This window comes from endosymbiont of Galathealinum brachiosum, from assembly GCA_003349885.1.
Classification (GTDB): domain Bacteria; phylum Pseudomonadota; class Gammaproteobacteria; order SZUA-229; family SZUA-229; genus SZUA-229.
Window position 1 is genome coordinate 1 of sequence record QFXC01000002.1, and the last position, 22,513, is coordinate 22,513.

Genomic DNA, 22,513 nt, shown 5'->3' on the forward strand with positions numbered 1-22,513 from the left:
TAATCTTCTTCTGAATAAAAACTATCTTCTCTATTGTTACCCCGTTGAATAACGTGACATGGTACATCAGGTAGATACATCCTTGGCTTTCTTGGCATGACAGCTCCTTGTCATTTTGAGCATTTGAGAGAGTATTAATCTAGATGCCCACTCTGACATTGTCAATACCTAAATGATAATAATTCTCAGTTGTCACCGACCCCTTTAATTCTTTAATTACCCCCCTTTAATTCCTTTAATTCTTTTTTAATTTCAAACTATTTTTATAATTTATTTTAAATAATTATTTATGTTCAATTAATTCAATTTGATATCCATCCGGATCAACAACAAAAGCAATCAATTCATTACTGCCATTTAACGGCGTTACCTCAAGAGAAAACTCACCGCCCTTTTCTTTAATGCACCGACTCTCTTCAACTATATTTTCAACACTCACAGCAATATGCCCATAAGCATTACCCATGTTATATTCTGTTACTCCATGGTTGTAGGTTAATTCCAGAACGGCTGTATTTATTTCAGCGCCGTAACCAAGAAACACAAGTGTATAATCCTCCTCTGACTGTTCCAGTGTGCGTAATAATTTCATACCCATTATTTCTGTATAAAACTTTATCGAGTTATCTAAATCACTCACCCTTAACATCGTATGTAAAATTCTTTTCATAAACTTACCCACCTTAATTCATCAGAAATCAGGGTTGGTCAGCTAGTTTTGATAACTAACTGACCCAACTCCCTCTAATATCATTTACAAATTTCACCCTGATAACGGAGAATCACTTCCCCCTTTTCTAACTTAATCAAACCGAAACTATTAAAACCACCTCGATAACCTTCATAAGTACCTCGTGAGTCAACGATCTTATATGCAATCTCCAGCATATAAGTTTCGTCTTTACCTGGCACCGTTGTTAATGTTGCTTTATCACGTGTTCGAATAAGACCATTTTTATCATTTATAAAGAAATGCTCCATTTCCAGCACCAGACCTGTACTGGTTTTTTTCTGCCCGATAATTTCTGCACGCGCACCTGTAAAATCACCACTTAAAGCTGCAACCAGATTTGTTTCATTAATCGCTTCAGCCAGACCCATCCCACCTACTTCTTTACATAGGTTTGATGAAGCATATGACGCTGCGCTAAATGCACTTAGTATTACAACCGATAATGTTTTATTTAACATGATTTATATCCTCAATTTAAATTATTAAATATACTCAAAGTAAATACTTAAGCGTTTGAAATAGCATTACCTATTTCTTCATTGCTCATTGCTTCGCCTTCGAAGTTCCATGCACCATCAACCGCATGAACCACATTGATGTAAATATTATTTCTGGGTACTTTTCCTGCCGCCATTTCAAACATAATTTCGGTTGCTTCTTTAAAATATCCCTGCTGAAGTTCTCTGTTATTAAATGCAAACGAAGGTGTTTTCCATTCAACCCAGATCGCTGATACCTCTTCACCACCTGAATAGGTTTGAGACTTAGGTAAACTTTGAATCATTGCTGTTATATTCGATGTCATAACCTGGTTACCCGTTAACCCATGCCATTTCAGCATTGTGTTCGTCATTTCTGTAACCGCCTTTTTTTCACTTCCTTCAGGTAACGTACCTTCTGTAAAAGTAATAGTTAATGGCATAATCTTCTCCTCAGTAAAATTGACTCAGCAACAATTTGTTGAGTTTGTTTATAAACCCGCGATTAATTCATCAGGTTTAAATTCTTTAAAACCAGAACCTCTAAATAATAGACCGGTCGGTATAGTTCTTGATCAAAAAAAATGACGCCGATTCAGGAAGTCATTTTTAAATTTAAACAGGCACGCGTATAGATTTTATAGCTGGCCCCAATATACGTATAACTTCAGCATCGTTCCTGGATTTAGCAATAAGCTGTATACCCTCTATGTAACTCAACATGGCATCAGCTGTTGCCTCTTCATTAACTTCCGGCATCTCTCCATTTTTAACCGCATCTGTTACCACTCTCCTGAACGGCTCTGCTAAATCGATTAAACATTGCTCTACTTTCTTGCGTATAACCTCATCAAGAGTCGCCTGCTCCATTGCCATATTTCCGAAAGGACAACCTGGCAGGTGCCCCGTATCAGTTACAAAGCTCTTCTGCATCTCGTATAACATGTTGATGAAACTGTCTAAACGCTCCATTGGCGGAAGATTAGCTGCGATGCTTTCAGATATTAATGTCGCACCCAGATGATTACTGAATTGATCTAGTACCGCTACAGCAAGATCCTGCTTACTACCAAAAAAGTGAAAGAAGCTACCTTTCGAAACACCCGCTTCTTTACAGATTTTCGCCACCCCTACTGCCGTATAACTTTGCATATAAAACAGCGTAGCTGCGGTATCAAGTATGAGTTGCTTTGTGTCTTTATCTTTAACCATGAATAGACATTACTAGACCGGTCGGTATACGTCAAGTGAATTTTAAACTTATTTACAATTTTTATACGTATAATTACCCCCCTCTTAAAGACTCAAACACCGGATCAACTGAACTAACAACATGTTAACACCCGAATTTTTTTCAATATCAATTTCAAGCTTTATCCTTATATCTCTCGCAGAAATTGGTGACAAAAGCCAGCTGGTTTGCATGACTCTGGCGGTACGTCATCGACACTGGCCTGTAATATTAGGTGCGAGCCTTGCGTTTATAATACTCAATACACTGGCCGTTTTATTTGGCGCAAGCATCTCAAACTGGATACCAGAACAGTTAATGGCTGCTATCGTTGCTGTCTTATTTGCAGCATTTGGTATTCACTCCCTTCAAAGCAAAGAAGAAGAGAATTCAGGTGAAGATCTAAAGAAAACTGGAAGTAGTATTTTTTTTACGACATTTTTATTAATTCTTGTCGCTGAGTTTGGTGATAAAACACAAATTGCCGTTGCTGGTTTAGCAACCAGTATGTCACCTATAGCTGTCTGGATTGGCGCAACCGTTGCATTAATCATGATTTCAGCTCTTGGCGTCTGGGCCGGTCGCACCATTCTTCAGCGCTTACCTCTGTTCTGGTTACACCGAATTAGCGGCATCGTTTTTCTATTGTTTGCCGGTTTAGCTACATGGAAAGCTCTTAATCTTAGTTAGTAAAAAATGACCAGCTAACAACCGGAACTAAAATCTGACTGCTTTCTTCAAAAAAAGTCCTTACTAAGTAAAAAGAACTATAAATATAAAAAACATATAATTATCTACGCACCTGCCCCGGGTTAACACCATGAACTCGCTTAAAAGCCTTTGAAAATGCTGCTTCAGAAGAATAACCAGACACCAGTGCTACTTCAATTATAGTTTCTTTTTTATCAGCCAATGCATTCCAGGCCAGCTGCATACGCCACCATTCCAGATATTTTATAGGTGATTGATTCAATACACGTTTAAAATGCTCAGCAAAATTTGAACGTGACATTCCAATATTTGATGCCAAAGAGTCAACAGTCCATTTAGTAGATGGCTGCTCATGAATTAATGTGAGTGCTTTGCTCAGTTTAGTATCTGAAAGTGCCGCTATGATTCCTACATCCTGATCATTATCAGCAATATAAGCACGAATAGATTGAACAAAAATTATTTCAGCTAATTTATCAAAAACTATTTTTTGACCAGAATTATCTCTCTGATGTTCATTTTCAAGTATCACTAACAGGGGCTTAATCCACTGATCATTGCCCTTATGACGTCTTAGAATAATAACTTCAGGTAAGTTTTTTAATAAAGGCTCTATACCTGAATGATCAAAATACATGTGTCCACAGAAAAGCCCGGTACTTCCCTTCTTAACACCTGAGGAATAATCCAGAGGACAGACATCAATCGTTTCACTACCTGATTCTTTAGTTTTACTAAATGAATGAGCGACTTCTCTGGGAAACAACAGAATATCACCCGTAGAAGCTTTAATATGCTGAGAAGAATTATCAATATGTAACCAGCACTTTCCATGTGAAATCATATGGAAAGTAATGCCTTTGTATTCCTGATGAATAGACCAGTCACCATAATATTGGGCATTATGAAAAATAGAAGCAGAGAGACGAAATGTACTTAATAAATCACTTAATAAATCCATTAATCAATTCCAGAACAAAGACGAATTATCATATTTAGCCGATGTTTAATTATATCTATATGTTTAAATAGTTTTAACATACGTTTCTAATGAATTGTAGATTTATAATATATAAAAGCAAGCTTCTACAATATCGATACGATAAACCTCTGTAGTACTCAATAAAGACGATTAAACATAAAGCTTCGACGATCACACATAGAGCCAACCAGGTATAACTCATATTATTAAGTCTAGTTAATAAACTACATGAGGCGATACCAATGAAACACATCAATACACCATCATCCAGCAGAAAATTTAAGCGCAGTATTATTTCTGCTGCATTAATAACCATAACATCTTCATTTATTCTTCCATTAAATGCGATTGCAGATGATGGTATGGCGAAATATAACAGTAAGAATGAATTAATACGCCCATCAGGGTTTCGTGAATGGATATATGTAGGTACCCCCCTTACGCCTAATGACATGAATAATGGGAAAGCCGCTTTTCCAGAATTTCACAATGTTTACATTTCACCTGACAGCTGGAAACACTGGAAAAAAACTGGAAAATTCAAGGACGGCACAGTGATAATAAAAGAACTGGTTAGTGTTGGTAGTAAATCAGCAGCAAGTGGTAAAGGGTATTTCATGGGTGAATATCTGGGTTTAGAAGCCTTAATAAAAGACAGCAAGCGTTTCTCAAAAGAAGTGGGAAACTGGGCATTCTTTAGCTTCTCTTCACCTGACCATAAAACATTAGCTTCATCTGCCAAAGCTCAACCAGAAGCGAGCTGCAGCACCTGTCATCAGGCAAATGCCAATGATGACTTAGTGTTCACAAAGTATTACCCCGTACTTCGTGCAGGTAAAGCAACAGGTGAAAAAGCGACCGGAGGAGTAGATTCAAAATTATAATTTTTTCTTAATTTAAAAATAAGGATTTTACGGATCATTCATGTAATGATTTGTAAAATCCTGCCTTTTTAAGATAAAAAGGAGTAGATAATGAAACTAGAAACTATAAAGTTATATTTAATATTAATCGCATTAATTACAGGCTTCAGCATTGGACTTTATCTGATTATTTTATTAAATACATCAGGTCTGACACCAGAAGCCTCACCCATTTCTACTGCAGCTAATTACATGTTAGATAATCAGTGTAATAGCTGTCATTTTAATATTAAACAAAAAACAATAACAGCGGAGGATTACGCAGCGAACCATAATGATTTACACATAGAAAAAGAGTATTTAAATGCATATTTAACAGCCATTAAGGTTAGCAACAATCTGTCAGATAGAATAAAAAAAAGTAACAACTCACTAATAAAGGGAGAACAACTTGCAGAAAAGCATCGCTGCTTTACCTGTCATGGTTTATATGGTCAGGGTGGACAGGCTAACAAAGGCGCATTAAAAAACTATATACCAGGCTGGTTCGGAAACGACTTTGATCTACTTACTAATACTGGCAATCATGAAAGCATTCGTGACTGGATTAAAAACGGAACAAATAATAATTTAATTAATGAACCATTTACAGGATGGATTGCCAGATATTACCTAAATAAACAAGAAATAAAAATGCTTAAACTTTCAAATATAAACACAATAGATATCGAATTATTAGTCAATTATGTGAAAGCGATAAGAGAATACGGACCAATGGACGTAGAAACAATATTAGAATATGAAAAAGACTCTATTAAAACTAAATTAGTCAATAAAAACATAACCACGAAGTCTTTGGTTAATAACACGCCGAAAAATACACATTTTTCCATTTTTTAAAGAGAAAAACCATGATCACAAAGAAAAGCAATTTCAATGTAAGCACAACTATAAATCGTCTTGAAAATATTTTAAATAAAAAAGGAATTAAAATAGTAGCAAAAATAGATCATACTACTGCAGCTGCATCTGTCGACATGGAATTGCGCCCAACTCAATTAATAATATTTGGTAACCCAAAAATTGGCACGCCATTAATGCAACACAATCAATTAACTGGTCTTGAATTACCAATGAAAGTTTTAGCGTGGGAAGATAAAGATGGTGACACATGGGTAGGATATCACCAAACTAAAAATATCATTAATAATCTGGGAATACAATACATCCCTGAGATAACCAATAAAATATCATCAGCACTAGATAACCTGACTGATTATGCAATCAGAGACTAAACACGGTAACTATAACGCTGATCAGGCATATCAAAATTAAATTTCATTTTCAATCACAGGTTTAAAGAATAGAGATGCAAATTTTATCGCATCCATTAAATTAAATACTTCTCTATTCTCTAAATCTTCATTCAACCAGCCAGAACAAACATCCTCTCCCTTTAGAAAAACCATCTCACCACACAAACTATTCGCGCAACAACAACTACCTGAAGCACTCCCCCAGTTGATACCAAAACACAGGTCTGTAACTTCATCTAAGTTTAAAATATTAAATGCAGACTGTTTTACACAAACCCTTTCATCCGTTACATGGCATTTAGATGTAATTTCAACCGGTTTATTAAACATAGGGCTAACAGCTAAAGCATCTAATGCACACATACTGTTTAACTGATACCCGTTAACAGATAACTGATGAACACGTGACTCCATCGTAAATGGATAGGCCCCTATCGGTTCACCTATCTCATCAAACACAACCAGATCTTTCTCTTTGAAAAGCTCAATCACTTCTTCAATACTGTCAACTCGACTTATTATTTCTGCCCGATTTAAACTACGCCCAATATCAATGTATGAAAATAAAATCTCCTGATATAGCCGATTCATTAATGGAGACAACGATAACTGACTTTGTTTAAGTGGCAGAATGTTATTAAGTCTTTTAACCGCAATATTTATTTTATCTTCACGGGCAGTAGAAAACCGGCTCATATTTTAACTTCCAAACCAGAACGCCATATTTTTATCCAGAAACTCTTCATAACTCATATAATGTGAGCCATCACATGAAAAATTTAAACCCACCATTCCATTAACAACATTCAATGAAGCAGCACGTAAATAAATAGTTTCATCGGCAAAACGTAAGGCTTTAAACTGCTGAAATATCTGTGAAATTTTTTCTGGTTTTACAATGGCTTTGTCAAAATACTCCTGCTGACGATAAGCAAGACAAATATCCGGATCACTAAGCTCATCGAAATTTAATATATGATAACTATACGGATTATCAACTAACCAGAATGTGGCTCGACTACTTGAGAAATGCAATTTTGCATGAAAAATTCCTCTGGTTAAAACAAGCTCTTCCACCAGACTCAGCACATCATCAATTTGTGCATCCATTGCACTTTGTGTACGCTGCTGTGAAAACAGGCCGCTTCGAATAGCCGGGTCACCTTTTACCTGTAACCAGATTTTTTCATCTTCTGACTCTTCAACGGTATGCGGTAATTCACGCAAATCAAAATCAGCCCCCAGAAAACCGATTGCATTCCCATCTGCATCAACAATGGCCTTTACTGCAGTTAAAGATGGGCGTTTACGATTACGACTTATATACGCTTCTGACAGGTAATAATCATCACCTTTTAAAGCACGCTGTAAGTAAGGCCGTGCGATACGGTCACGGCCAACTTGCCCGTCTTTAAAACCGGTGCGGGTAACATCTTCAGTTATCTGTATGCCGTGCTGATCAACAACCCATAAATACTTACAATATTGGGCTTTACCCATTTCTGCTGTAAGCAGGGTTTCCAGCGCTTTACGGTCATCCATAATGGAAGCGCAATCCGTCGCCATTTCTGACATTGAATCAAATAGTAATTCCGCAAGCATGTTTCGCTGCTTACTAACCGTTTTCTGTAGTGTGGTTTCGTTAATCATGGCTTATTCTAACCTGATTTATTTAAGCATACCCACATCTATTCCAGAATTTCTTATATCTGTGAAGGAGCAATCAACCGTAATGATAGATTAACTCCGATTCATATGACTAAATTGAGATACGTCAATAACAACATTACAGTTAATCCACCCTTTCCATTCGCTCCCTCAGTTTAATCAGCATCTTTTGAGTTTCAGCCAGTTCTTTCAACATTTCATCATGTGAAATTGGCTGACGCAGTTTTTCAAGCTGTTCAACTTTTGCTTCTTCCAGATTATTTAATACCACCGCTATAAATAAATTAACAATGACAAACGTACCAACAAATATGAAGCTAATAAAGTATACCCAGGCCCATTCATAATGTTCCATCGCGGTGTACATTACATCTGTCCAGTCTTCCAGTGTAACCACTCGAAACAGGGTAAGCGCTGCAACTCCCAGATGCCCCCAGTGCTGAGGGTCATGAGTATGAAACAGGTGATAACCTGCAATGGCATAAACATAAAAAATAATAGACATTAACAACATCACATGTCCCATGCTGGGAATACTGCGCATAAGTGTGGAAACAATCAGGCGTAGTTTCGGCAATGTTGATATTAACCTTAACACCCTGAGCAAACGAGCTAGCCGGGCAACCATCGCCAGCTCACCTGTTGCAGGGATTAATGAAAGCACTATCACACTAAAATCAAACAGATTCCAGCCGTCACCAAAATACAGCTTCAGTCGTGGTACAACAGCGCTTATTTTTAACATTGCCTCAATAATAAACGACATCAGAATAAACTGATGAGCCAATTCAAACCAGTATCCGTATTTACTTACCAAATCAGGATCAGTTTCCAAACCAAGAATAAGTGCATTTAATAGAATCAGGGAAATGATTATTTTTTCGAAAATGGCCGACTTGACCAGTTTATATATTTCAATTTGTAACATAGGGGGTTCTAAATTAGTTGTTTCGTTAAATAGGGGTATTTTTTATCGGAAAGATGGAAGCTTTAAACGCGCTAATCACTGCTTTACCAATAGATACTTTTCGAGAATGACGAGAATTTAAAAAATATAGATAAAATGAAATTTAGATGTCTTAATTCATGTTTTTATTCAATAAAATAATTAGCGACACTGTCATCCCCGGATGCGTCCATCGAAGATACAGTGCCCCTAAAACACATTATATCTGCTTATAAATTAATCATCCCCTCCCATTACTCCAAGCAAGTGAAGCAAACTGGTAAACAGATTAAATATAGAAACATATAATGTAACCGTAGCCATAATATAATTAGTTTCACCACCATGAATTAATTCACTGGTCTGATACAAAATAAGACCCGACATTAACAACACAAACATGGCCGATACGGTTAATGATAAAGCGGGCATTTCTAAAAATACTGCCGCTAACCCGGTGAAGAAAGCCACTAGAATACCCACCATCAGAAAACCACTCATAAAACTAAAGTTTTTACGACTGCTTAATGCATAAGCCGATAGAGATAGAAAAATAATGCCGGTTGCACCCATTGCTGTCATCACTATCTGCCCACCATTAGGTAATGCAAGATAACTATTTAGAACAGGCCCCAGGGTGTATCCCATAAAACCGGTGAGAGCAAAGACAAAACCCAGACCTTTAGCACTATGACGAAATTTGGTGGTTAAAAACAACAGACCAAAATACCCACCCAATGTTAATAACAACCCCGGGTGAGGTAAATTAAGCGACATAGAAACACCCGCCACCAATGCACTGAAAAGCAAAGTCATAGACAGCAGGTTATATGTATTTCTAATAACTTTATTAGTCGCGAGCGTTGTGCTCTGGTTATAAGTTGCCGTGTTATTACTTACATCATTCACTTTATAAACCCCTGTTCATTTCATTTACTGTTTCATCAGTAACCGGTTGCTCAATTTCAAATGCTTTTGTATTCGCCTGTTTTGATAATGTGTGCTGGCGATCAATTTTACGTATCAGCGTTCTACCCGCTCGTTCAATCGCCCTGTTAATAGCAACATACATGTCAGACTCTGTATCTTCGATTACAACATCAGGCAATCCCGCAAGCACGACCTGTACATGACAATGCATATCTGATCCCCCTCGTGGACCATTAACATCAGATAACCGCATTACAATTTTCTGTATATGCTCATCACAGCAGGTTAATGTAAAACGTAATTTACGCTCAGCATGATTACGTAGAGCATCAGTCAGTGAAAAATGGCGTGCCTGTATATCAATTTGCATATAGCCCTCCTCAGAACTTGTTTTATGCCTAATATAAAACAATAATAATTTCCTTTGACAGTAAAGAAAATTCGATTAATATTGTAATTATGCTCGAAAATACCGAAGTGACTTACAGCTATGGTTAATTACAAACATCTACATTATTTCTGGGCAGTTGCCCGTGAAGGCGGCGTTGCCCGTGCCAGTGAACGCCTGCACCTGACACCTCAAACGATTAGCGGACAACTTAACGTACTAGAGAAACACCTTGGTGTAGAGCTGTTTACACGGGTTGGTCGTAATCTGGAACTAACGGAAAATGGACGACTCGTCCTGAGTTATGCCAATGAGATTTTTTCCCTTGGTAGTGAGCTTGAGGAGGTTTTACATCAGTTACCTGATGAGCGCCCCCAGTTATTTCGTGTCGGGGTGGTCGATGTATTGCCGAAGTCAATTGCCCATCAAATTTTAAAACCGGCTTTGCAAATGTCCGATCCCGTTCGCATGAACTGCCGTGAAGCCAGTTTGGATACACTATTAGCAGAACTGGCTGTACATCATCTGGATCTGGTTCTGGCTGACTGCCCTATTCCATCAACCGTCAGTACACGGGGTTTCAGTCACAAACTTGGCGAGTGCGAGGTGAGTTTCTTTGCAACAGATAAAATCATAAAAACACTCAAGGGTGACTTTCCCCAGTGTCTGGATGGCGCTCCCATGCTTTTACCCAGCAGCGGAACACAGTTACGATCGGGCATTGATAAGTGGCTGAATAAACTGCGAATTCATCCCCGTACAGTTGCCGAGTTTGACGATAGTGCATTAATGAAAGCCTTTGGAAAAGAAGGCTCCGGCATTTTCATTGCTCCGGCCGTTATTGAAAAGGAAGTAGAGTTACAGTATCAGGTTTCTTTAATTGGCAGAACGGATGAAGTTAAAGAACAATTTTATGCAATATCTGTAGAACGCAAAGTCAAACATCCAGTCGTTTGTGCCGTGATTGATGCGGCCAGTGAAAGGTTATTTATTAACCATAAATAATTAATTAGAGTTTAAAAATTATGAAAATAAGAAATATGAAGACAGGTGTTTATAACGCTCGCTGGGAAAAAAGTTTTGATAAAATTTTAACTCCATTTGATGAATTTATTCATCGCCAGACAACCAGTGGATTACTCTTAATGGCAATGGCTGTAATCGCCCTTATACTGGCAAATGGCCCATTTGCAGATGCCTATTTACATTTCATCCATACACCGGTCAGTGTTGAAGTTGGCAGCTGGTCATTAGGAATGAGCCTGCACCACTGGATTAACGATGCCCTGATGGCACTGTTTTTCTTTGTTGTCGGACTGGAATTGAAACGAGAATTACTGGTTGGAGAACTTGCAAAAATACGTAATGCCACATTACCTATTGCCGCGGCAATAGGTGGTATGGTCGTACCTGCATTAATTTATTTTGCTATCAACCCATCAGGCGATGCGGCACTTGGCTGGGGTGTTCCCATGGCTACGGATATTGCATTCGCAATCGGCGCACTCGCATTACTGGCAAGTCGGGTTCCCAAAGCATTAATTACATTTTTAGTTGCACTGGCTATTGTAGATGACCTGGGCGCTGTGCTGGTTATTGCCATATTCTACACTGAAACAATCTCAATGATGCCACTGGCAATAGCCGGTGGTATATTCCTCATGTTGATGATGTTAAATCTGGCTGGAATTCGTAAAACCACGCCTTATTTTATTCTTGCAGCATTACTCTGGTATGCATTATTACAATCCGGTGTGCATGCAACGCTGGCAGGTATTTTGGGTGCGCTCTCGGTTCCAGCAACGCCAAAATATAACCCAGAACGTTTCAGTCAACATGTTAGAGGTTTAATGCAACGCTTTGATGACAGCCACCAACCAGACAAAAGCATTATGACCAATGATGCTTTACGCTCGGTAGTACGAACACTTGAAAACGGTGTGCACAGTGTGCAGGCACCTTTACAACGCCTGGAACATGACTGGCATATGCCGGTGGCTTATTTAATTATTCCTATTTTTGCACTGGCCAATGCAGGCATACCTTTAGAAATGAGTTCACTCGGTGAAACTTTCAGTCACCCGGTAATGCTCGGTGTTTCTCTCGGACTTATTCTGGGTAAATTTATCGGTATTACAGGTGCCTGCTGGTTGGTCTTAAAAATGGGCATAGCAGAATTACCCAAGGATACTCGCTTCACTCAAATTGCCGGGGTTTCATTACTTGCAGGCATTGGTTTTACAATGTCTATCTTTGTCGCACAACTGGGTTTTTCACATAATGAAGATTTATTACTAATGGCCAAAACAGGCATTCTGTTTGCATCTTTATTAGCTGGTATTAGCGGTTATGTCTGGTTGTATCTGGTAAGTAAACCACAAGGCAACGAATCATAAACTGGAATTATTTATAATGTTTTTAAAAAGTTTAAGCTTTTTTTCTATTCGTTTTTATACTGTCTGGTTGTCGCTCTCCCCTTTATATCAATCTGGCTAAAAGCAATGATTGAACAGGGGGGAGTTTTGTAAGACGTACGACGCGCTGAAGAAGGAAAAACTGGTTATTTTAATCTGTAGAACCGGTAAGCGAACCAGACAACTATCAAGAATGCTAACTGGAAAATACGCTTACACTATAAGCACTGACTATTTTTTCCGGGTTTTCATTAGTGATTCCATCTTTTGAATTAACTCAGGGCTATCCCACTCAATTGCCGCATTAACACCAAACTTTATCTCTCCATCCAGGCCGATAACAAAGGTAGATGGATAGGTAATAACCTTCCATTGCTTCGCAAAATCACCATCATTATCCAGCAAAACAGGATATTCAACATTTACCTGTTTCATAAATCTGGCTATTTTATCTTTATCTTCAGCGTAATTAATTGAAATAAGCTCAAACGGCAAGCCATCCATTTTTTCTTTTAAGCGATTTAAAGAGGGAATTTCTTCAACACAGGGCCCGCACCAGGTCGCCCAGAAATTAACCAGTGTAATCTGATCTTTAAAATCTTTTTTAACTACCCTGTTGCCGTATACATCAGCAAGCTCAATCGCAATGGGTTTAACATTACCTTTAAACTCTTTAAGGTAAATATCAATACCCGAGCCTGATTTGCTACGTGATGACAAAGCGACTGCATTGTCAGGCACTTTATGCTTATCCAGTACTGAAAGCATCTTTACAACATTACGAGGCAAAGGGCCAGCCTGTTTCAGCATCGCTTTAGAGGGCTCTTCTTTATAAAAAAGACTCATCACTTCAGGCACATATTTAGTGTAAACAGGGTTATCATTTTTTTGCAGCAATTCCAGTAACGAATCAAACTGACCAATTGCCCCGCTACCTTTTGCCTGATAAATCATAAGGGGAATATTGGTAGAAGAAATAACCGGCATATATTCAGGCGCCATACCAAGTGAAGGAATATAAGCGTAGGTATAAGGTGAAAAAAGAATAGCCCCGACAAGATCAGCTTTCGTATTCACTCTTTTCTGCAACTGATGCGCACCGGTCAATGCGGCTAAAGCACCATAAGAATCACCCGCCAGTATAATTTTTTTGCCTGTTGTTTTATGAGCATACTCAATAACATCAGCAATAAAACGACCATCAAGCGACCTTAAAGGTTCTGCCCCTCTAAGCATAAATAACGATTCGATAATATCTGCTTGCCAGACTTCAACACCTGATTCAGATAATGACCGGGAAAATAAGGTGTGGGCTTTGCGAAAACCATATTCTGGTGGCAACCAGATAATTAAATATTTTCCATCCGCGGGAAAGGTGTTAACTAAAATTTCAGAATCATCAGCTGACGGAACACTAAGCTCATCAGCAATGCTTATTTTGCTTTGAAAAAACAAACTGATAAAAACAAAAACACCCATTAATACAACTTTATTCATAACGCCTCACATCAGGTAATACACATCATCTTAAAGTAATGTCGGCGCCTTGCCAAAGCTATTAAAACTGTCATTGAATTATTGTTATATGTAACAGTCCGGGTTACTTTATTATCTTATCAGGTATGACAGAACAGACTTTCCAGTAGTATTATAGTTCAATAATAAACTATCTCATAGGTGTTATAAACGCGCCTGTTACCAGTCGACCTTATATTCATACATTTCATGTAATACAGTGACATCAACAATATCATTACATACTGCTTCATCGAAACGATTCCAGTAGGTTGAAGCGCGTTTTATTGCCACGACAATCGGAATGGCATCTTTATTTTCCATTTTTTTGTGAAAAGACTTTAAGGTATCACAGTAATATCCATTGCAGATATCAGAGCGCAAATCCCGGCTTAATGCACAACCTGTTAATGTCTGATTGATGCATGAGTTCTCTATCGATTCTTCAGCTATATTATCGACATACATTTTTAACAGTTCTTCAGATGATACTTGCGGGTTCTCATCCATATAACGACGAATAGAAAAAACCGATAAATAGGCATGCTCCTTACCCGACGCACAGCAGCCCCCTTTACACTGCCCGCATAACCGATCACTTATTTCCTTAAGGCCGGAAACAACCTCAAATCGCTGCTCAACGATAAGGTGCTTGCTTTGAGCATCATGATGCTCATCATAAACCAGCTCAGAAGCTTGATTATATTCACCAGCCTCTTCAATTATCGATTTCAGATGACTTATATATCCAGCCCTACGCTCATCAGTCACTGGTAATGTTAGAGAGCCACCTGAAGGAATAGTTAAAAATGATACGCTGGATTCAGAAATCGCTGGATTAGCACCTAACACGGTTTCCTTAATTGTATGTAACTCCTGTAATTCTCTGGCCTGTATATCATCACGGCGTTTTTTTCTTGCTGCATCCCTCTTTCGCTGTTTCGTAATAATTTTACGATTAAACTCAAGATGTGATTGAAACATGTATTTGTTGAGTGTTGATTTCTTACTCATCACCCGCTGACATTCGGGTGATCGACATACAGAATATTTTATATCTCTGACATTAAATCCATCGAAGTTTAATACCTCAATATCACAGACTTCACATTTAGTTTTATTATTTAACGAGTGAGTAGCTAAAGACATAAACAATCCATTTCCTGTTTATTAACTATAATTTTATGTTTTATTCTATACCTGATGATCTTTTATAATATGGTTATCTGTCACATTTTTATTATTGAAATTAACCTCGTTTTTTACGATGAGTGAAATCTTTAATATCTCTGACAATTTCATTAAATGGAAAATTCGATACATCTCCATATTTCTGTTCAGCCAGATGTTTAACACCTAATACATCCGGCACCTCATCCAGCTGGTCAGACAATATTCGCTGCATTCCAAGAAGCCCACCACAACGAATTTTCATTAATTGCATGTGAGTTAAAGCCTGCTCGTGCTGGTTTAAACCCAGAATAAAGCGCGACTGCTCTTTAAAAACATCAACCAGATCATAACAATCGGAAATGTAATCATCGGCCTGTAAACAGGTCATTTTTCCGGCACAACGATCATCCAGGTTAGCGTACTGGCATTTACACCAGTTGCCAATAATGGGCTTTGAAAATGGACATAGTGTTTTAATCATAATGCAATATCAATATAACGTACCTCACTGCTCTCCTATACAGATATTGGAAAGCAGCGACATAAACACTAAAAAAGCGAGAGCCCCGAAACAGGCATTCAGTGGGTGAAAAACTATCTCGCAGCCTGCAACGCCGCAATACGTTCCTCTAAAGGCGGGTGACTCATAAACAGTTTACGAATACCACTTGCTACGCTGGCATTAATACCAAATGCTGCGAGCTGGTCCGGCATATGAGCCGGTTGATGAATACTCTGTAAACGCTGCAATGCAGCAACCATATTACCTGAGCCCGCTAAATGTGCTCCACCCGCGTCCGCTCTAAACTCTCGACGTCTGGAAAAATACATCACAATAGAACTGGCCAGAATACCAAAAACAATTTGCGCCACAATACTGGTTATGTAATAAGCAGGCCCATAACCTCTTTGTGTTTTAAACACCACTCTATCAACCAGATGGCCCACTATACGGGAGAAGAAGATAACAAACGTATTAACAATGCCCTGCACCAGCGCCAGTGTAACCATATCACCATTGGCCACATGACTTACTTCGTGAGCTAATACGGCTTCTATTTCACCCTGCTTCATATTTGCCAGTAAACCGGTACTAACCGCAACTAACGCTGCATTTTTATTCATGCCGGTAGCAAAGGCATTTACATCGGCAGAATCAAAAATAGCCACTTCAGGCATTTTGATACCGGCCTGTTGAGCCTGTCTTTCAACCGTTTGTAATAACCAGCGCTGAGTATTATCTTTTGCATCAGTAATTACCACTGCACCCATCATACGCTTGGCAGACCACTTGGACATAGCCAGAGAGATAAACGATCCAGACATACCAATAACGGTAGACATGATTAACAATGCTTCAAGGTTTAGATCAACCCCGTTTTGAGCCAGCGTAGATTCGAGACCTAACAGACTGAAAACCAGACTGATAATTATCATGATTGCGATATTTGTTAATAAAAATAGACCAATACGTAACATCTTTACCTCTAAAACTAATTAATTTTAAAACGACACATGAGCCTGAAGACTCAATATATATGACTAAATATAAGGGTTATTACAAATATTTAAAGGGGAAATTTCTGCTTACGATGTAAATTAGCGTTATAGCGTGCTTTTATATCTTGAATTAAACAACTTCAGGTATGCAACCAACAATTAATAACACATTACTAAGCCCAACAGTTTAAACTACCCCCCATGAATATACTTGAAGCCCCTCAGGGCAAATTTACATTAAATCGTTACCCAATTCGCCCCAAAGACCAACTACGCGCCTGGGATGCGGCAGATGAATTTATTTTAGTACATCTACATGAACAGGCATTACTGAACGAATCATCCAGGCCACTTATTTTAAATGATGCATTCGGCGCATTAAGTGTTTCACTTGCGCTCTACAAACCCTGCACTATTTCAGATTCATTTATTTCACATCAGGGCATTATTGAAAATGCAAAAACGAATGAGATCAATGAAGGAAACATTACACTACAGAATAATTTCCAGCCACTGCAAGGCACTTATGATCTTGTCATTATAAAAATACCGAAAAATCTGGCCATGCTCGAAGATGAGTTATACCGAATTCGTGATTATTGCGATGAAAAAACCGTTATTCTTGCCGCCGCTATGAGCAAGCACATTCATAGCTCAACACTTAAATTATTTGAGCGTATTCTAGGAACAACCACAACATCATTAGCCAGAAAAAAAGCGCGACTTGTTCACTGTAAATTCGATTCTGCACTTAAACCCGGCAAGTCACCCTATCCAACAAAATATAAAATAGATATAACCGACGAAACATTTAGTAATCATGCTAATGTTTTCTCGCGTGAAAAATTAGATCTGGGCAGCCGGTTCATGCTGGAGTTCATTCCTCAATCGACAAAGTATAGTCAGATACTCGATCTAGCCTGTGGCAATGGCGTGTTAGGTATAACTGCTGCGCACCTGAACCCAATGGCAAAAGTCAGTTTTGTAGATGAGTCTTATATGGCTGTAGAATCTGCAAAAATAAATGTTAAGCAACTCGTTGAAGATGCTTCACGATGCGACTTTAAAGTGACGGACTGTTTGCAAGGTATAGATAATAACTCACTGGATTTAATTATAAACAACCCACCCTTCCACCAGAATCATGTAGTGGGTGATTTTATTGCATGGCAAATGTTTAAAGAAGCCAAAGATAAACTTAAAACCGGCGGTGAAATTATAATCGTGGGCAATCGCCACCTTGGTTATCATATTAAATTGAAGAAACTATTCGGTCGTTGTGAAATGATTGCCAGTAATAAAAAGTTTGTTATTCTGAAAGCGGTTAAATAAATATAACTGAATTCTGTCATCTGCGAATGTTTGTGTCGGATATCTAGTGCATTAAGTCTGTATAGTCGCTGGATTTCGACAAAAGCATTCGAAAATGACGATACAAGATTAAGCTAACAGGACAGTAAGTTATATTTTACACCTTTTACGTTTCGGTTTTTTAGACGCTCTGGGTGCATTAATTTTCGCTAGATAACGTTGATGATCCTCATTATCCTCTTCCCACAATGTGCATGTTAACGTAACGCGGGGCAGTTCATCTTTGGCTGATTTTCCCTTTACATACATTATTTCATAATAACGTTGCTTCTCACACGTTAGTGTTTCAAACATCAGTCCAAAATCATTTATCGCCAGATACTCTCGCAATGCATTATGACTGGCACTGGGGCAAAAGATATAATCAACCTGTACATCAGGGTGATTTTGTTCAATGCCTGTCACTATCTCTACCGATGTCTCCCCGCCCACGCCAGCCAGTATCACAAGGTGACGTTGCTGAGCATCAAAACATAAATCGCCGGCATCAGCGGTTATTAATTCATAATTACCAATTTTGTCATTGTCCGTACAAAAAGGAGTTAACCTATTTGATAACTGCTCTATTAAGTGTGGCAACTGATCGACAAATACCAGTTTCTCACACAGGTTTTCACTAAGAATTTTAATCCCAAGATAACCATGATCACAACAACAGTCCCATATACATGGATAAGGTTTATCCTGTTGTACACGTGTTATAAATTCAAGAATGGTATTAAGGCGCGGGCCCAGGCGAGATGACGGATTCATACTTCTAAAACGGCTTCATTGATTCAGGAAAATTAATTTACGCCATTATAAGGTAATTTGAACACAGGCAAACAAATTAAGCCGAACGAATCCGACTTGATTGATGTAAAAGACGAGTTTTACTGTAACAAGTAAAGTTAACGCTTAATGATAAGGGTAATTATGCATCACAAGCAGCACTTCTTTACGTAAAATACTTTTTGGTAAAGGAGCATCAAGATGCAGGCAGACATAATTTCCCTCAGTGCGCACAACCTGCCCACCTAGCCCGAATTCTTTCCCATCTGAAAAATGAATAGTAGCCAGAAAAGAATCATCTACCATAAATTCCATATCATCTCCGGCGATAACTTTAACGCCGCACTCTGATACGTTTTCAATATCGTATTGATCATGATCCATGATAAGTTTGGGACAAACAGAATGTGGATAAGAAAGCCTGAAGTGAGAACGATTATTTTCATTTTGCATAATACTGTCCTGTATAAGCTGCTGCTGACTGTATCAATATTACGTGCGACTTACTTTAGTAATAGCACATTCAAAGTATATTGTTCTGACATTTTATATAGAATTTTTTTATGAACGAGCACTACACATATTAAATACTAATAGTAAGCTTTTCACTAAACCGGCATTTATCTACAATCAATCTCAGAACAACACAATAAACCTTTGATATATATACATATTCAATGCATTTAAGAGTAATTATAAAATCTAATTATCACTCATACTTTTCATAAACAGATCAAGTGTATCGCCTTCAACTCTGTCAATAACATATATACTTGATGTTAATACACCTTGAACAGTATCATCCTGTTCATCATAAAACCGGGTAATTAAACTCGTCAATTCATCATCAAATTCCTCAACTTCCTGCAGATAAGTTTCTGTATAACCACTATTTATTAAATATTCAATCACTCTACGTTCCTGTAAATCCTCATCAAGCCCATAATAGCGGCTCATCGCTCCTGCAAATAACGTTTTGCCATTATCAATCAGGTGAATTTCAGGCACATAATCTGTCAATTTTCCTAACTTAACATCCTCTTCATAACTTGTATCCGTTACATCAACTATTTCAATATTCACATATCGTGTTTCACCGTTATATGCGACATATTCAAAACCATCTTTAATTCCCAGATTCTTTAATGATTTTTTTAATTCTAAACAGGGACCGCAATTATCAGAAGAATATATTTTTACATCAGAAACCTGGTGCAAAGCCTCTGCTTCATTAATGTTTGCTGATAAGTCAGACATCACAGCGAATGAAGCAAAAGCAGCTATTAATGTTATTATATTTTTAAACATGGTAAACACCCATAAGTTAGTTAAATTGAGTTTTATAAATATTTATAAAACAGTTAATTAACAGGACGAGTGTTATGGAAAAACATCAGGGTATTATTTAAAAAAGATTAATATTATCCAGGTTTAAAGACCCGATAACGATCATATGCAAATATCTATATATTAACCCTGATACTTTATGAAAAAGTCAGTCTTATATAACTACTACTAGATAATTAAAGCTTAAAATATGATTGAAGTTGATAATAATTCACCACTAACTGGCTGGTCTGAAGGCGTTATAGACCTGAAACCCGGACAACCTCATATTAATGTCACTTATGCTGAAAATATTGTAATTGCATACATCATTAATCACCCTGAGCTGGACGAAGTAATCGTACAGTTTAATCCCGACAACCAGCAAGATGATATTATTAGAGAATTAATAAAAGGACAGAAAAGACTACTAGACTGTTTGTTTAATAGAGAAATGTTAATCAATAGATGGGAATATGCTATTTACCACTGCAATACAACAAGTAATGCTTATTCAAAAATAGACAATGATGTTATCTGGTGCGATTACTTATAATGGGTTTTCTAGTTAACTTCAAGCTGACCATACTCATCCACCTTCAAACTAAAGCCCCCACCCGAGCCTGAATTCAACCTGGCTGTGTATTTATCTGCAGACACCTGATAGGAAATCACCTCATATCTCAGGCCGGCCTGTTTAAGCAGTTCTTTAAACTTCTGTTTATCCGGGTACTCCCCCATCATCGCCTGATTCTGTCTCATATACATATGTATGGTATGTGCATGCATTTTGTACTGCGACGACACAACCGCATTCATTGCATGACTGGTAGTATGATGCTGATCTAGTTTTTGCTGTATTTCTCTGGTTCGCTGAAAGTCATGTTGATTATTTTTCAGGGCTTTCTTATATATAGTGTTAATTTGACTCAACATTATTTTATCTTTACCCGTGCGGCTATACTTCTGAAAATCTCTCCCAAGATCAATAGCCAGAGCCTGTGCTTCAAACATGGGTAAAGAGTAATTTAACTCATCCAGTATTAAACTACTCAAATCAGATGATATTGATAATCTCATCGCTTTAAGTAAATTATATTCAGCCTTTCTATATTTTTTAGATCGTTTAAAGTCCTGCGATTCATTATAAAGTTGCTGCGCTTTTTCATCGTCACGGCCGGGCTCAGCTTTACCGGATATTTTATTCTGACCTAATAACGGGTTTTCAATTACATAACTCTGATTTACATTGATCTGAGTTGAGGGTTTATTATCTATTTTTTTACTTAGGGCTCCAACCTCAGTTAATACCTTATCTATTTTTACACCCTGCTTTTGAATATCTTCTTTTTTAGCCAGATCAGCATATGCATTTCTCATTGAAGATAATTCATTTAAAATAAACTCAAGTTTGGCTTCACTTCGAACAGAGTCATTTTCTGGTTGTTGTATGATTTTGTTATTAATATTGATTATCTGACTTTCCAGATAGCGTATTCGAGCCTGATCACGGGGATGAACTTTTATGTTAGCCACTGCTTGCGGATGCGACTCAAGTGTTTTTACTATTTTCTTACCCGCCATCTCCCCTGCTTTCTGAAACTGCTTATAAATTCCGTCAAAATCTTTATTCTTTAAAGATTCTGAATGGGTGCTGGAAACAGACTCACCTTCTACCTGTTGTAATAATATACTCACCGTCGCTGTTTCAGCCGCTTCAACAAGTTTGATACTAATCTTTAATGTTCCGGTTTTTAAGCCTTGCTGAGAACTGGTAAAAAATGCAAAACGTCTGGTTTTCGATATTTCACTCAGAGCAGAGTCAACTGAAGCTGATTTAATCTTATTTTCAGGTAATGGTTGCCATGCGCCTATTTTAAAGCTGGTTTGTAATACAACAGGTGATACATTTGCCTGCGAGTTAACACTACTTAGTAATATAAAAAGAAATAAACACAGCTGATGAGTCCGTTTAAACATGGCTTACCTTAATAAATTCATGAACATAGCGAATTTAGAATATTGCTGTATATAAATCAACTTTTTATATTAATACGGATAATCGCGTCTTATATAATCAGTAACTGCCCCTCCTGCATCCAGGCTTCATAATCTATGTTTAGCTCGATTGATTATTCACAATGACTTATCACGTATATCAGTAATATCATCTAATCAGGTCAACCACACTATAAT

At 37.7% G+C, this 22,513-nt stretch carries 27 protein-coding genes; 8 read left to right on the forward strand and 19 right to left on the reverse strand.

Annotated elements, in window-relative coordinates:
- The 5 genes from DIZ80_00015 to DIZ80_00035 all read right to left on the reverse strand — a co-directional run.
- Positions 1-98: transposase (locus DIZ80_00015; protein ID RDH85898.1), on the reverse strand; the 98-nt coding region annotated here is incomplete at its 3' end.
- A gap of 185 nt (positions 99-283) precedes the next feature.
- Positions 284-670 (reverse strand): lactoylglutathione lyase, encoded by a 387-nt coding sequence (gloA, locus tag DIZ80_00020; GenBank protein ID RDH85899.1) that lies wholly within the window; start codon positions 668-670, stop codon positions 284-286.
- 80 nt (positions 671-750) lie between these two features.
- Positions 751-1,191, reverse strand: a complete 441-nt coding sequence (locus tag DIZ80_00025) for a hypothetical protein (GenBank protein RDH85900.1) — start codon at positions 1,189-1,191, stop codon at positions 751-753.
- 47 nt (positions 1,192-1,238) lie between these two features.
- Positions 1,239-1,655 (reverse strand): 4-oxalocrotonate tautomerase, encoded by a 417-nt coding sequence (locus DIZ80_00030; protein RDH85901.1) that lies wholly within the window; start codon positions 1,653-1,655, stop codon positions 1,239-1,241.
- 172 nt (positions 1,656-1,827) lie between these two features.
- Positions 1,828-2,424, reverse strand: a complete 597-nt coding sequence (locus tag DIZ80_00035) for a TetR/AcrR family transcriptional regulator (GenBank protein RDH85902.1) — start codon at positions 2,422-2,424, stop codon at positions 1,828-1,830.
- Between the two features lie 121 nt (positions 2,425-2,545).
- Here DIZ80_00035 and DIZ80_00040 point away from each other — a divergent pair, with 121 nt between their 5' ends.
- Positions 2,546-3,133, forward strand: a complete 588-nt coding sequence (locus tag DIZ80_00040) for a UPF0016 domain-containing protein (protein RDH85903.1) — start codon at positions 2,546-2,548, stop codon at positions 3,131-3,133.
- 100 nt (positions 3,134-3,233) lie between these two features.
- On the opposite strand, the gene DIZ80_00045 is transcribed toward DIZ80_00040, so the two are convergent.
- Positions 3,234-4,115, reverse strand: coding sequence for a hypothetical protein (locus DIZ80_00045; protein RDH85904.1), 882 nt, complete (start codon positions 4,113-4,115; stop codon positions 3,234-3,236).
- Between the two features lie 263 nt (positions 4,116-4,378).
- On the opposite strand from DIZ80_00045, the gene DIZ80_00050 reads away from it, so the two are divergent.
- The 3 genes from DIZ80_00050 to DIZ80_00060 all read left to right on the forward strand — a co-directional run bounded on the left by DIZ80_00050 (position 4,379) and on the right by DIZ80_00060 (position 6,294).
- The gene (locus DIZ80_00050) at positions 4,379-5,020 is read left to right on the forward strand and encodes a cytochrome P460 (GenBank protein RDH85905.1); all 642 of its coding nucleotides are present in this window, start codon (positions 4,379-4,381) and stop codon (positions 5,018-5,020) included.
- A 90-nt stretch (positions 5,021-5,110) separates the two neighbouring features.
- Positions 5,111-5,899, forward strand: coding sequence for a hypothetical protein (locus DIZ80_00055; GenBank protein RDH85906.1), 789 nt, complete (start codon positions 5,111-5,113; stop codon positions 5,897-5,899).
- A gap of 11 nt (positions 5,900-5,910) precedes the next feature.
- Entirely contained in the window at positions 5,911-6,294 is a 384-nt protein-coding gene (locus DIZ80_00060) for a camphor resistance protein CrcB (protein ID RDH85907.1), read from the forward strand.
- A gap of 36 nt (positions 6,295-6,330) precedes the next feature.
- Here the strand turns inward: DIZ80_00060 and DIZ80_00065 are convergent, their stop codons facing one another.
- The 5 genes from DIZ80_00065 to DIZ80_00085 all read right to left on the reverse strand — a co-directional run bounded on the left by DIZ80_00065 (position 6,331) and on the right by DIZ80_00085 (position 10,229).
- Positions 6,331-7,011: a hypothetical protein gene (locus DIZ80_00065; protein ID RDH85908.1), complete on the reverse strand. Its 681-nt coding sequence runs from the start codon at positions 7,009-7,011 to the stop codon at positions 6,331-6,333.
- Positions 7,012-7,014: 3 nt separating this feature from the next.
- Positions 7,015-7,965, reverse strand: coding sequence for a hypothetical protein (locus DIZ80_00070; GenBank protein ID RDH85909.1), 951 nt, complete (start codon positions 7,963-7,965; stop codon positions 7,015-7,017).
- Positions 7,966-8,107: 142 nt separating this feature from the next.
- A complete protein-coding gene (locus DIZ80_00075) occupies positions 8,108-8,911 on the reverse strand; it encodes an ion transporter (protein ID RDH85910.1) in 804 nt (267 codons plus the stop codon).
- A gap of 255 nt (positions 8,912-9,166) precedes the next feature.
- Positions 9,167-9,745 (reverse strand): BAX inhibitor protein, encoded by a 579-nt coding sequence (locus DIZ80_00080; GenBank protein ID RDH86151.1) that lies wholly within the window; start codon positions 9,743-9,745, stop codon positions 9,167-9,169.
- A 94-nt stretch (positions 9,746-9,839) separates the two neighbouring features.
- Positions 9,840-10,229 (reverse strand): 30S ribosomal protein S30, encoded by a 390-nt coding sequence (locus tag DIZ80_00085; GenBank protein ID RDH85911.1) that lies wholly within the window; start codon positions 10,227-10,229, stop codon positions 9,840-9,842.
- A gap of 120 nt (positions 10,230-10,349) precedes the next feature.
- On the opposite strand from DIZ80_00085, the gene DIZ80_00090 reads away from it, so the two are divergent.
- Positions 10,350-11,252, forward strand: a complete 903-nt coding sequence (locus DIZ80_00090; protein ID RDH85912.1) for a transcriptional activator NhaR — start codon at positions 10,350-10,352, stop codon at positions 11,250-11,252.
- Between the two features lie 35 nt (positions 11,253-11,287).
- A complete protein-coding gene (nhaA, locus tag DIZ80_00095; GenBank protein RDH86152.1) occupies positions 11,288-12,643 on the forward strand; it encodes a Na+/H+ antiporter NhaA in 1,356 nt (451 codons plus the stop codon).
- Positions 12,644-12,892: 249 nt separating this feature from the next.
- Here nhaA and DIZ80_00100 read toward each other — a convergent pair whose 3' ends face one another.
- From DIZ80_00100 to DIZ80_00115, 4 genes are all read right to left on the reverse strand, one after another.
- Complete coding sequence (locus DIZ80_00100; GenBank protein ID RDH85913.1) at positions 12,893-14,158, reverse strand: hypothetical protein; 1,266 nt, start codon at positions 14,156-14,158, stop codon at positions 12,893-12,895.
- Between the two features lie 198 nt (positions 14,159-14,356).
- Positions 14,357-15,325, reverse strand: a complete 969-nt coding sequence (locus DIZ80_00105; protein RDH85914.1) for a hypothetical protein — start codon at positions 15,323-15,325, stop codon at positions 14,357-14,359.
- 100 nt (positions 15,326-15,425) lie between these two features.
- The gene (locus DIZ80_00110) at positions 15,426-15,830 is read right to left on the reverse strand and encodes a hypothetical protein (GenBank protein RDH85915.1); all 405 of its coding nucleotides are present in this window, start codon (positions 15,828-15,830) and stop codon (positions 15,426-15,428) included.
- A 113-nt stretch (positions 15,831-15,943) separates the two neighbouring features.
- A complete protein-coding gene (locus DIZ80_00115; protein ID RDH85916.1) occupies positions 15,944-16,828 on the reverse strand; it encodes a protease HtpX in 885 nt (294 codons plus the stop codon).
- Positions 16,829-17,050: 222 nt separating this feature from the next.
- Here DIZ80_00115 and DIZ80_00120 point away from each other — a divergent pair, with 222 nt between their 5' ends.
- The gene (locus tag DIZ80_00120) at positions 17,051-18,181 is read left to right on the forward strand and encodes a 50S rRNA methyltransferase (GenBank protein ID RDH85917.1); all 1,131 of its coding nucleotides are present in this window, start codon (positions 17,051-17,053) and stop codon (positions 18,179-18,181) included.
- A gap of 129 nt (positions 18,182-18,310) precedes the next feature.
- Here the strand turns inward: DIZ80_00120 and DIZ80_00125 are convergent, their stop codons facing one another.
- The 3 genes from DIZ80_00125 to DIZ80_00135 all read right to left on the reverse strand — a co-directional run bounded on the left by DIZ80_00125 (position 18,311) and on the right by DIZ80_00135 (position 20,299).
- Entirely contained in the window at positions 18,311-18,973 is a 663-nt protein-coding gene (locus DIZ80_00125) for a hypothetical protein (protein ID RDH85918.1), read from the reverse strand.
- 144 nt (positions 18,974-19,117) lie between these two features.
- Positions 19,118-19,444, reverse strand: coding sequence for a hypothetical protein (locus DIZ80_00130; GenBank protein ID RDH85919.1), 327 nt, complete (start codon positions 19,442-19,444; stop codon positions 19,118-19,120).
- 249 nt (positions 19,445-19,693) lie between these two features.
- The gene (locus DIZ80_00135; protein ID RDH85920.1) at positions 19,694-20,299 is read right to left on the reverse strand and encodes a hypothetical protein; all 606 of its coding nucleotides are present in this window, start codon (positions 20,297-20,299) and stop codon (positions 19,694-19,696) included.
- 229 nt (positions 20,300-20,528) lie between these two features.
- Here DIZ80_00135 and DIZ80_00140 point away from each other — a divergent pair, with 229 nt between their 5' ends.
- Positions 20,529-20,873: a hypothetical protein gene (locus DIZ80_00140; GenBank protein ID RDH85921.1), complete on the forward strand. Its 345-nt coding sequence runs from the start codon at positions 20,529-20,531 to the stop codon at positions 20,871-20,873.
- A gap of 8 nt (positions 20,874-20,881) precedes the next feature.
- Here DIZ80_00140 and DIZ80_00145 read toward each other — a convergent pair whose 3' ends face one another.
- Positions 20,882-22,297 carry a hypothetical protein gene (locus tag DIZ80_00145; protein ID RDH85922.1) on the reverse strand — a complete coding sequence of 472 codons (1,416 nt, stop codon included), beginning with the start codon at positions 22,295-22,297 and terminating at the stop codon, positions 20,882-20,884.
- Between the last annotated feature and the right edge of the window lie 216 nt (positions 22,298-22,513).

What these genes read in the sequence shown, in the direction of transcription:
- DIZ80_00125 (RDH85918.1), bottom strand. Translation starts at nt 18,973, where the DNA reads ATGAATCCGTCATCTCGCCTGGGCCCGCGCCTTAATACCATTCTTGAA.
- DIZ80_00105 (RDH85914.1), bottom strand. Translation starts at nt 15,325, where the DNA reads ATGTCTTTAGCTACTCACTCGTTAAATAATAAAACTAAATGTGAAGTC.
- DIZ80_00090 (RDH85912.1), top strand. Translation starts at nt 10,350, where the DNA reads ATGGTTAATTACAAACATCTACATTATTTCTGGGCAGTTGCCCGTGAA.
- DIZ80_00025 (RDH85900.1), bottom strand. Translation starts at nt 1,191, where the DNA reads ATGTTAAATAAAACATTATCGGTTGTAATACTAAGTGCATTTAGCGCA.
- DIZ80_00140 (RDH85921.1), top strand. Translation starts at nt 20,529, where the DNA reads ATGATTGAAGTTGATAATAATTCACCACTAACTGGCTGGTCTGAAGGC.
- DIZ80_00135 (RDH85920.1), bottom strand. Translation starts at nt 20,299, where the DNA reads ATGTTTAAAAATATAATAACATTAATAGCTGCTTTTGCTTCATTCGCT.
- DIZ80_00085 (RDH85911.1), bottom strand. Translation starts at nt 10,229, where the DNA reads ATGCAAATTGATATACAGGCACGCCATTTTTCACTGACTGATGCTCTA.
- DIZ80_00110 (RDH85915.1), bottom strand. Translation starts at nt 15,830, where the DNA reads ATGATTAAAACACTATGTCCATTTTCAAAGCCCATTATTGGCAACTGG.
- DIZ80_00120 (RDH85917.1), top strand. Translation starts at nt 17,051, where the DNA reads ATGAATATACTTGAAGCCCCTCAGGGCAAATTTACATTAAATCGTTAC.
- DIZ80_00065 (RDH85908.1), bottom strand. Translation starts at nt 7,011, where the DNA reads ATGAGCCGGTTTTCTACTGCCCGTGAAGATAAAATAAATATTGCGGTT.
- gloA (RDH85899.1), bottom strand. Translation starts at nt 670, where the DNA reads ATGAAAAGAATTTTACATACGATGTTAAGGGTGAGTGATTTAGATAAC.
- DIZ80_00040 (RDH85903.1), top strand. Translation starts at nt 2,546, where the DNA reads ATGTTAACACCCGAATTTTTTTCAATATCAATTTCAAGCTTTATCCTT.
- DIZ80_00045 (RDH85904.1), bottom strand. Translation starts at nt 4,115, where the DNA reads ATGGATTTATTAAGTGATTTATTAAGTACATTTCGTCTCTCTGCTTCT.
- DIZ80_00115 (RDH85916.1), bottom strand. Translation starts at nt 16,828, where the DNA reads ATGTTACGTATTGGTCTATTTTTATTAACAAATATCGCAATCATGATA.
- DIZ80_00100 (RDH85913.1), bottom strand. Translation starts at nt 14,158, where the DNA reads ATGAATAAAGTTGTATTAATGGGTGTTTTTGTTTTTATCAGTTTGTTT.
- DIZ80_00070 (RDH85909.1), bottom strand. Translation starts at nt 7,965, where the DNA reads ATGATTAACGAAACCACACTACAGAAAACGGTTAGTAAGCAGCGAAAC.
- DIZ80_00080 (RDH86151.1), bottom strand. Translation starts at nt 9,745, where the DNA reads ATGACTTTGCTTTTCAGTGCATTGGTGGCGGGTGTTTCTATGTCGCTT.
- DIZ80_00145 (RDH85922.1), bottom strand. Translation starts at nt 22,297, where the DNA reads ATGTTTAAACGGACTCATCAGCTGTGTTTATTTCTTTTTATATTACTA.
- DIZ80_00130 (RDH85919.1), bottom strand. Translation starts at nt 19,444, where the DNA reads ATGCAAAATGAAAATAATCGTTCTCACTTCAGGCTTTCTTATCCACAT.
- DIZ80_00060 (RDH85907.1), top strand. Translation starts at nt 5,911, where the DNA reads ATGATCACAAAGAAAAGCAATTTCAATGTAAGCACAACTATAAATCGT.
- nhaA (RDH86152.1), top strand. Translation starts at nt 11,288, where the DNA reads ATGAAGACAGGTGTTTATAACGCTCGCTGGGAAAAAAGTTTTGATAAA.
- DIZ80_00035 (RDH85902.1), bottom strand. Translation starts at nt 2,424, where the DNA reads ATGGTTAAAGATAAAGACACAAAGCAACTCATACTTGATACCGCAGCT.
- DIZ80_00050 (RDH85905.1), top strand. Translation starts at nt 4,379, where the DNA reads ATGAAACACATCAATACACCATCATCCAGCAGAAAATTTAAGCGCAGT.
- DIZ80_00075 (RDH85910.1), bottom strand. Translation starts at nt 8,911, where the DNA reads ATGTTACAAATTGAAATATATAAACTGGTCAAGTCGGCCATTTTCGAA.
- DIZ80_00030 (RDH85901.1), bottom strand. Translation starts at nt 1,655, where the DNA reads ATGCCATTAACTATTACTTTTACAGAAGGTACGTTACCTGAAGGAAGT.
- DIZ80_00055 (RDH85906.1), top strand. Translation starts at nt 5,111, where the DNA reads ATGAAACTAGAAACTATAAAGTTATATTTAATATTAATCGCATTAATT.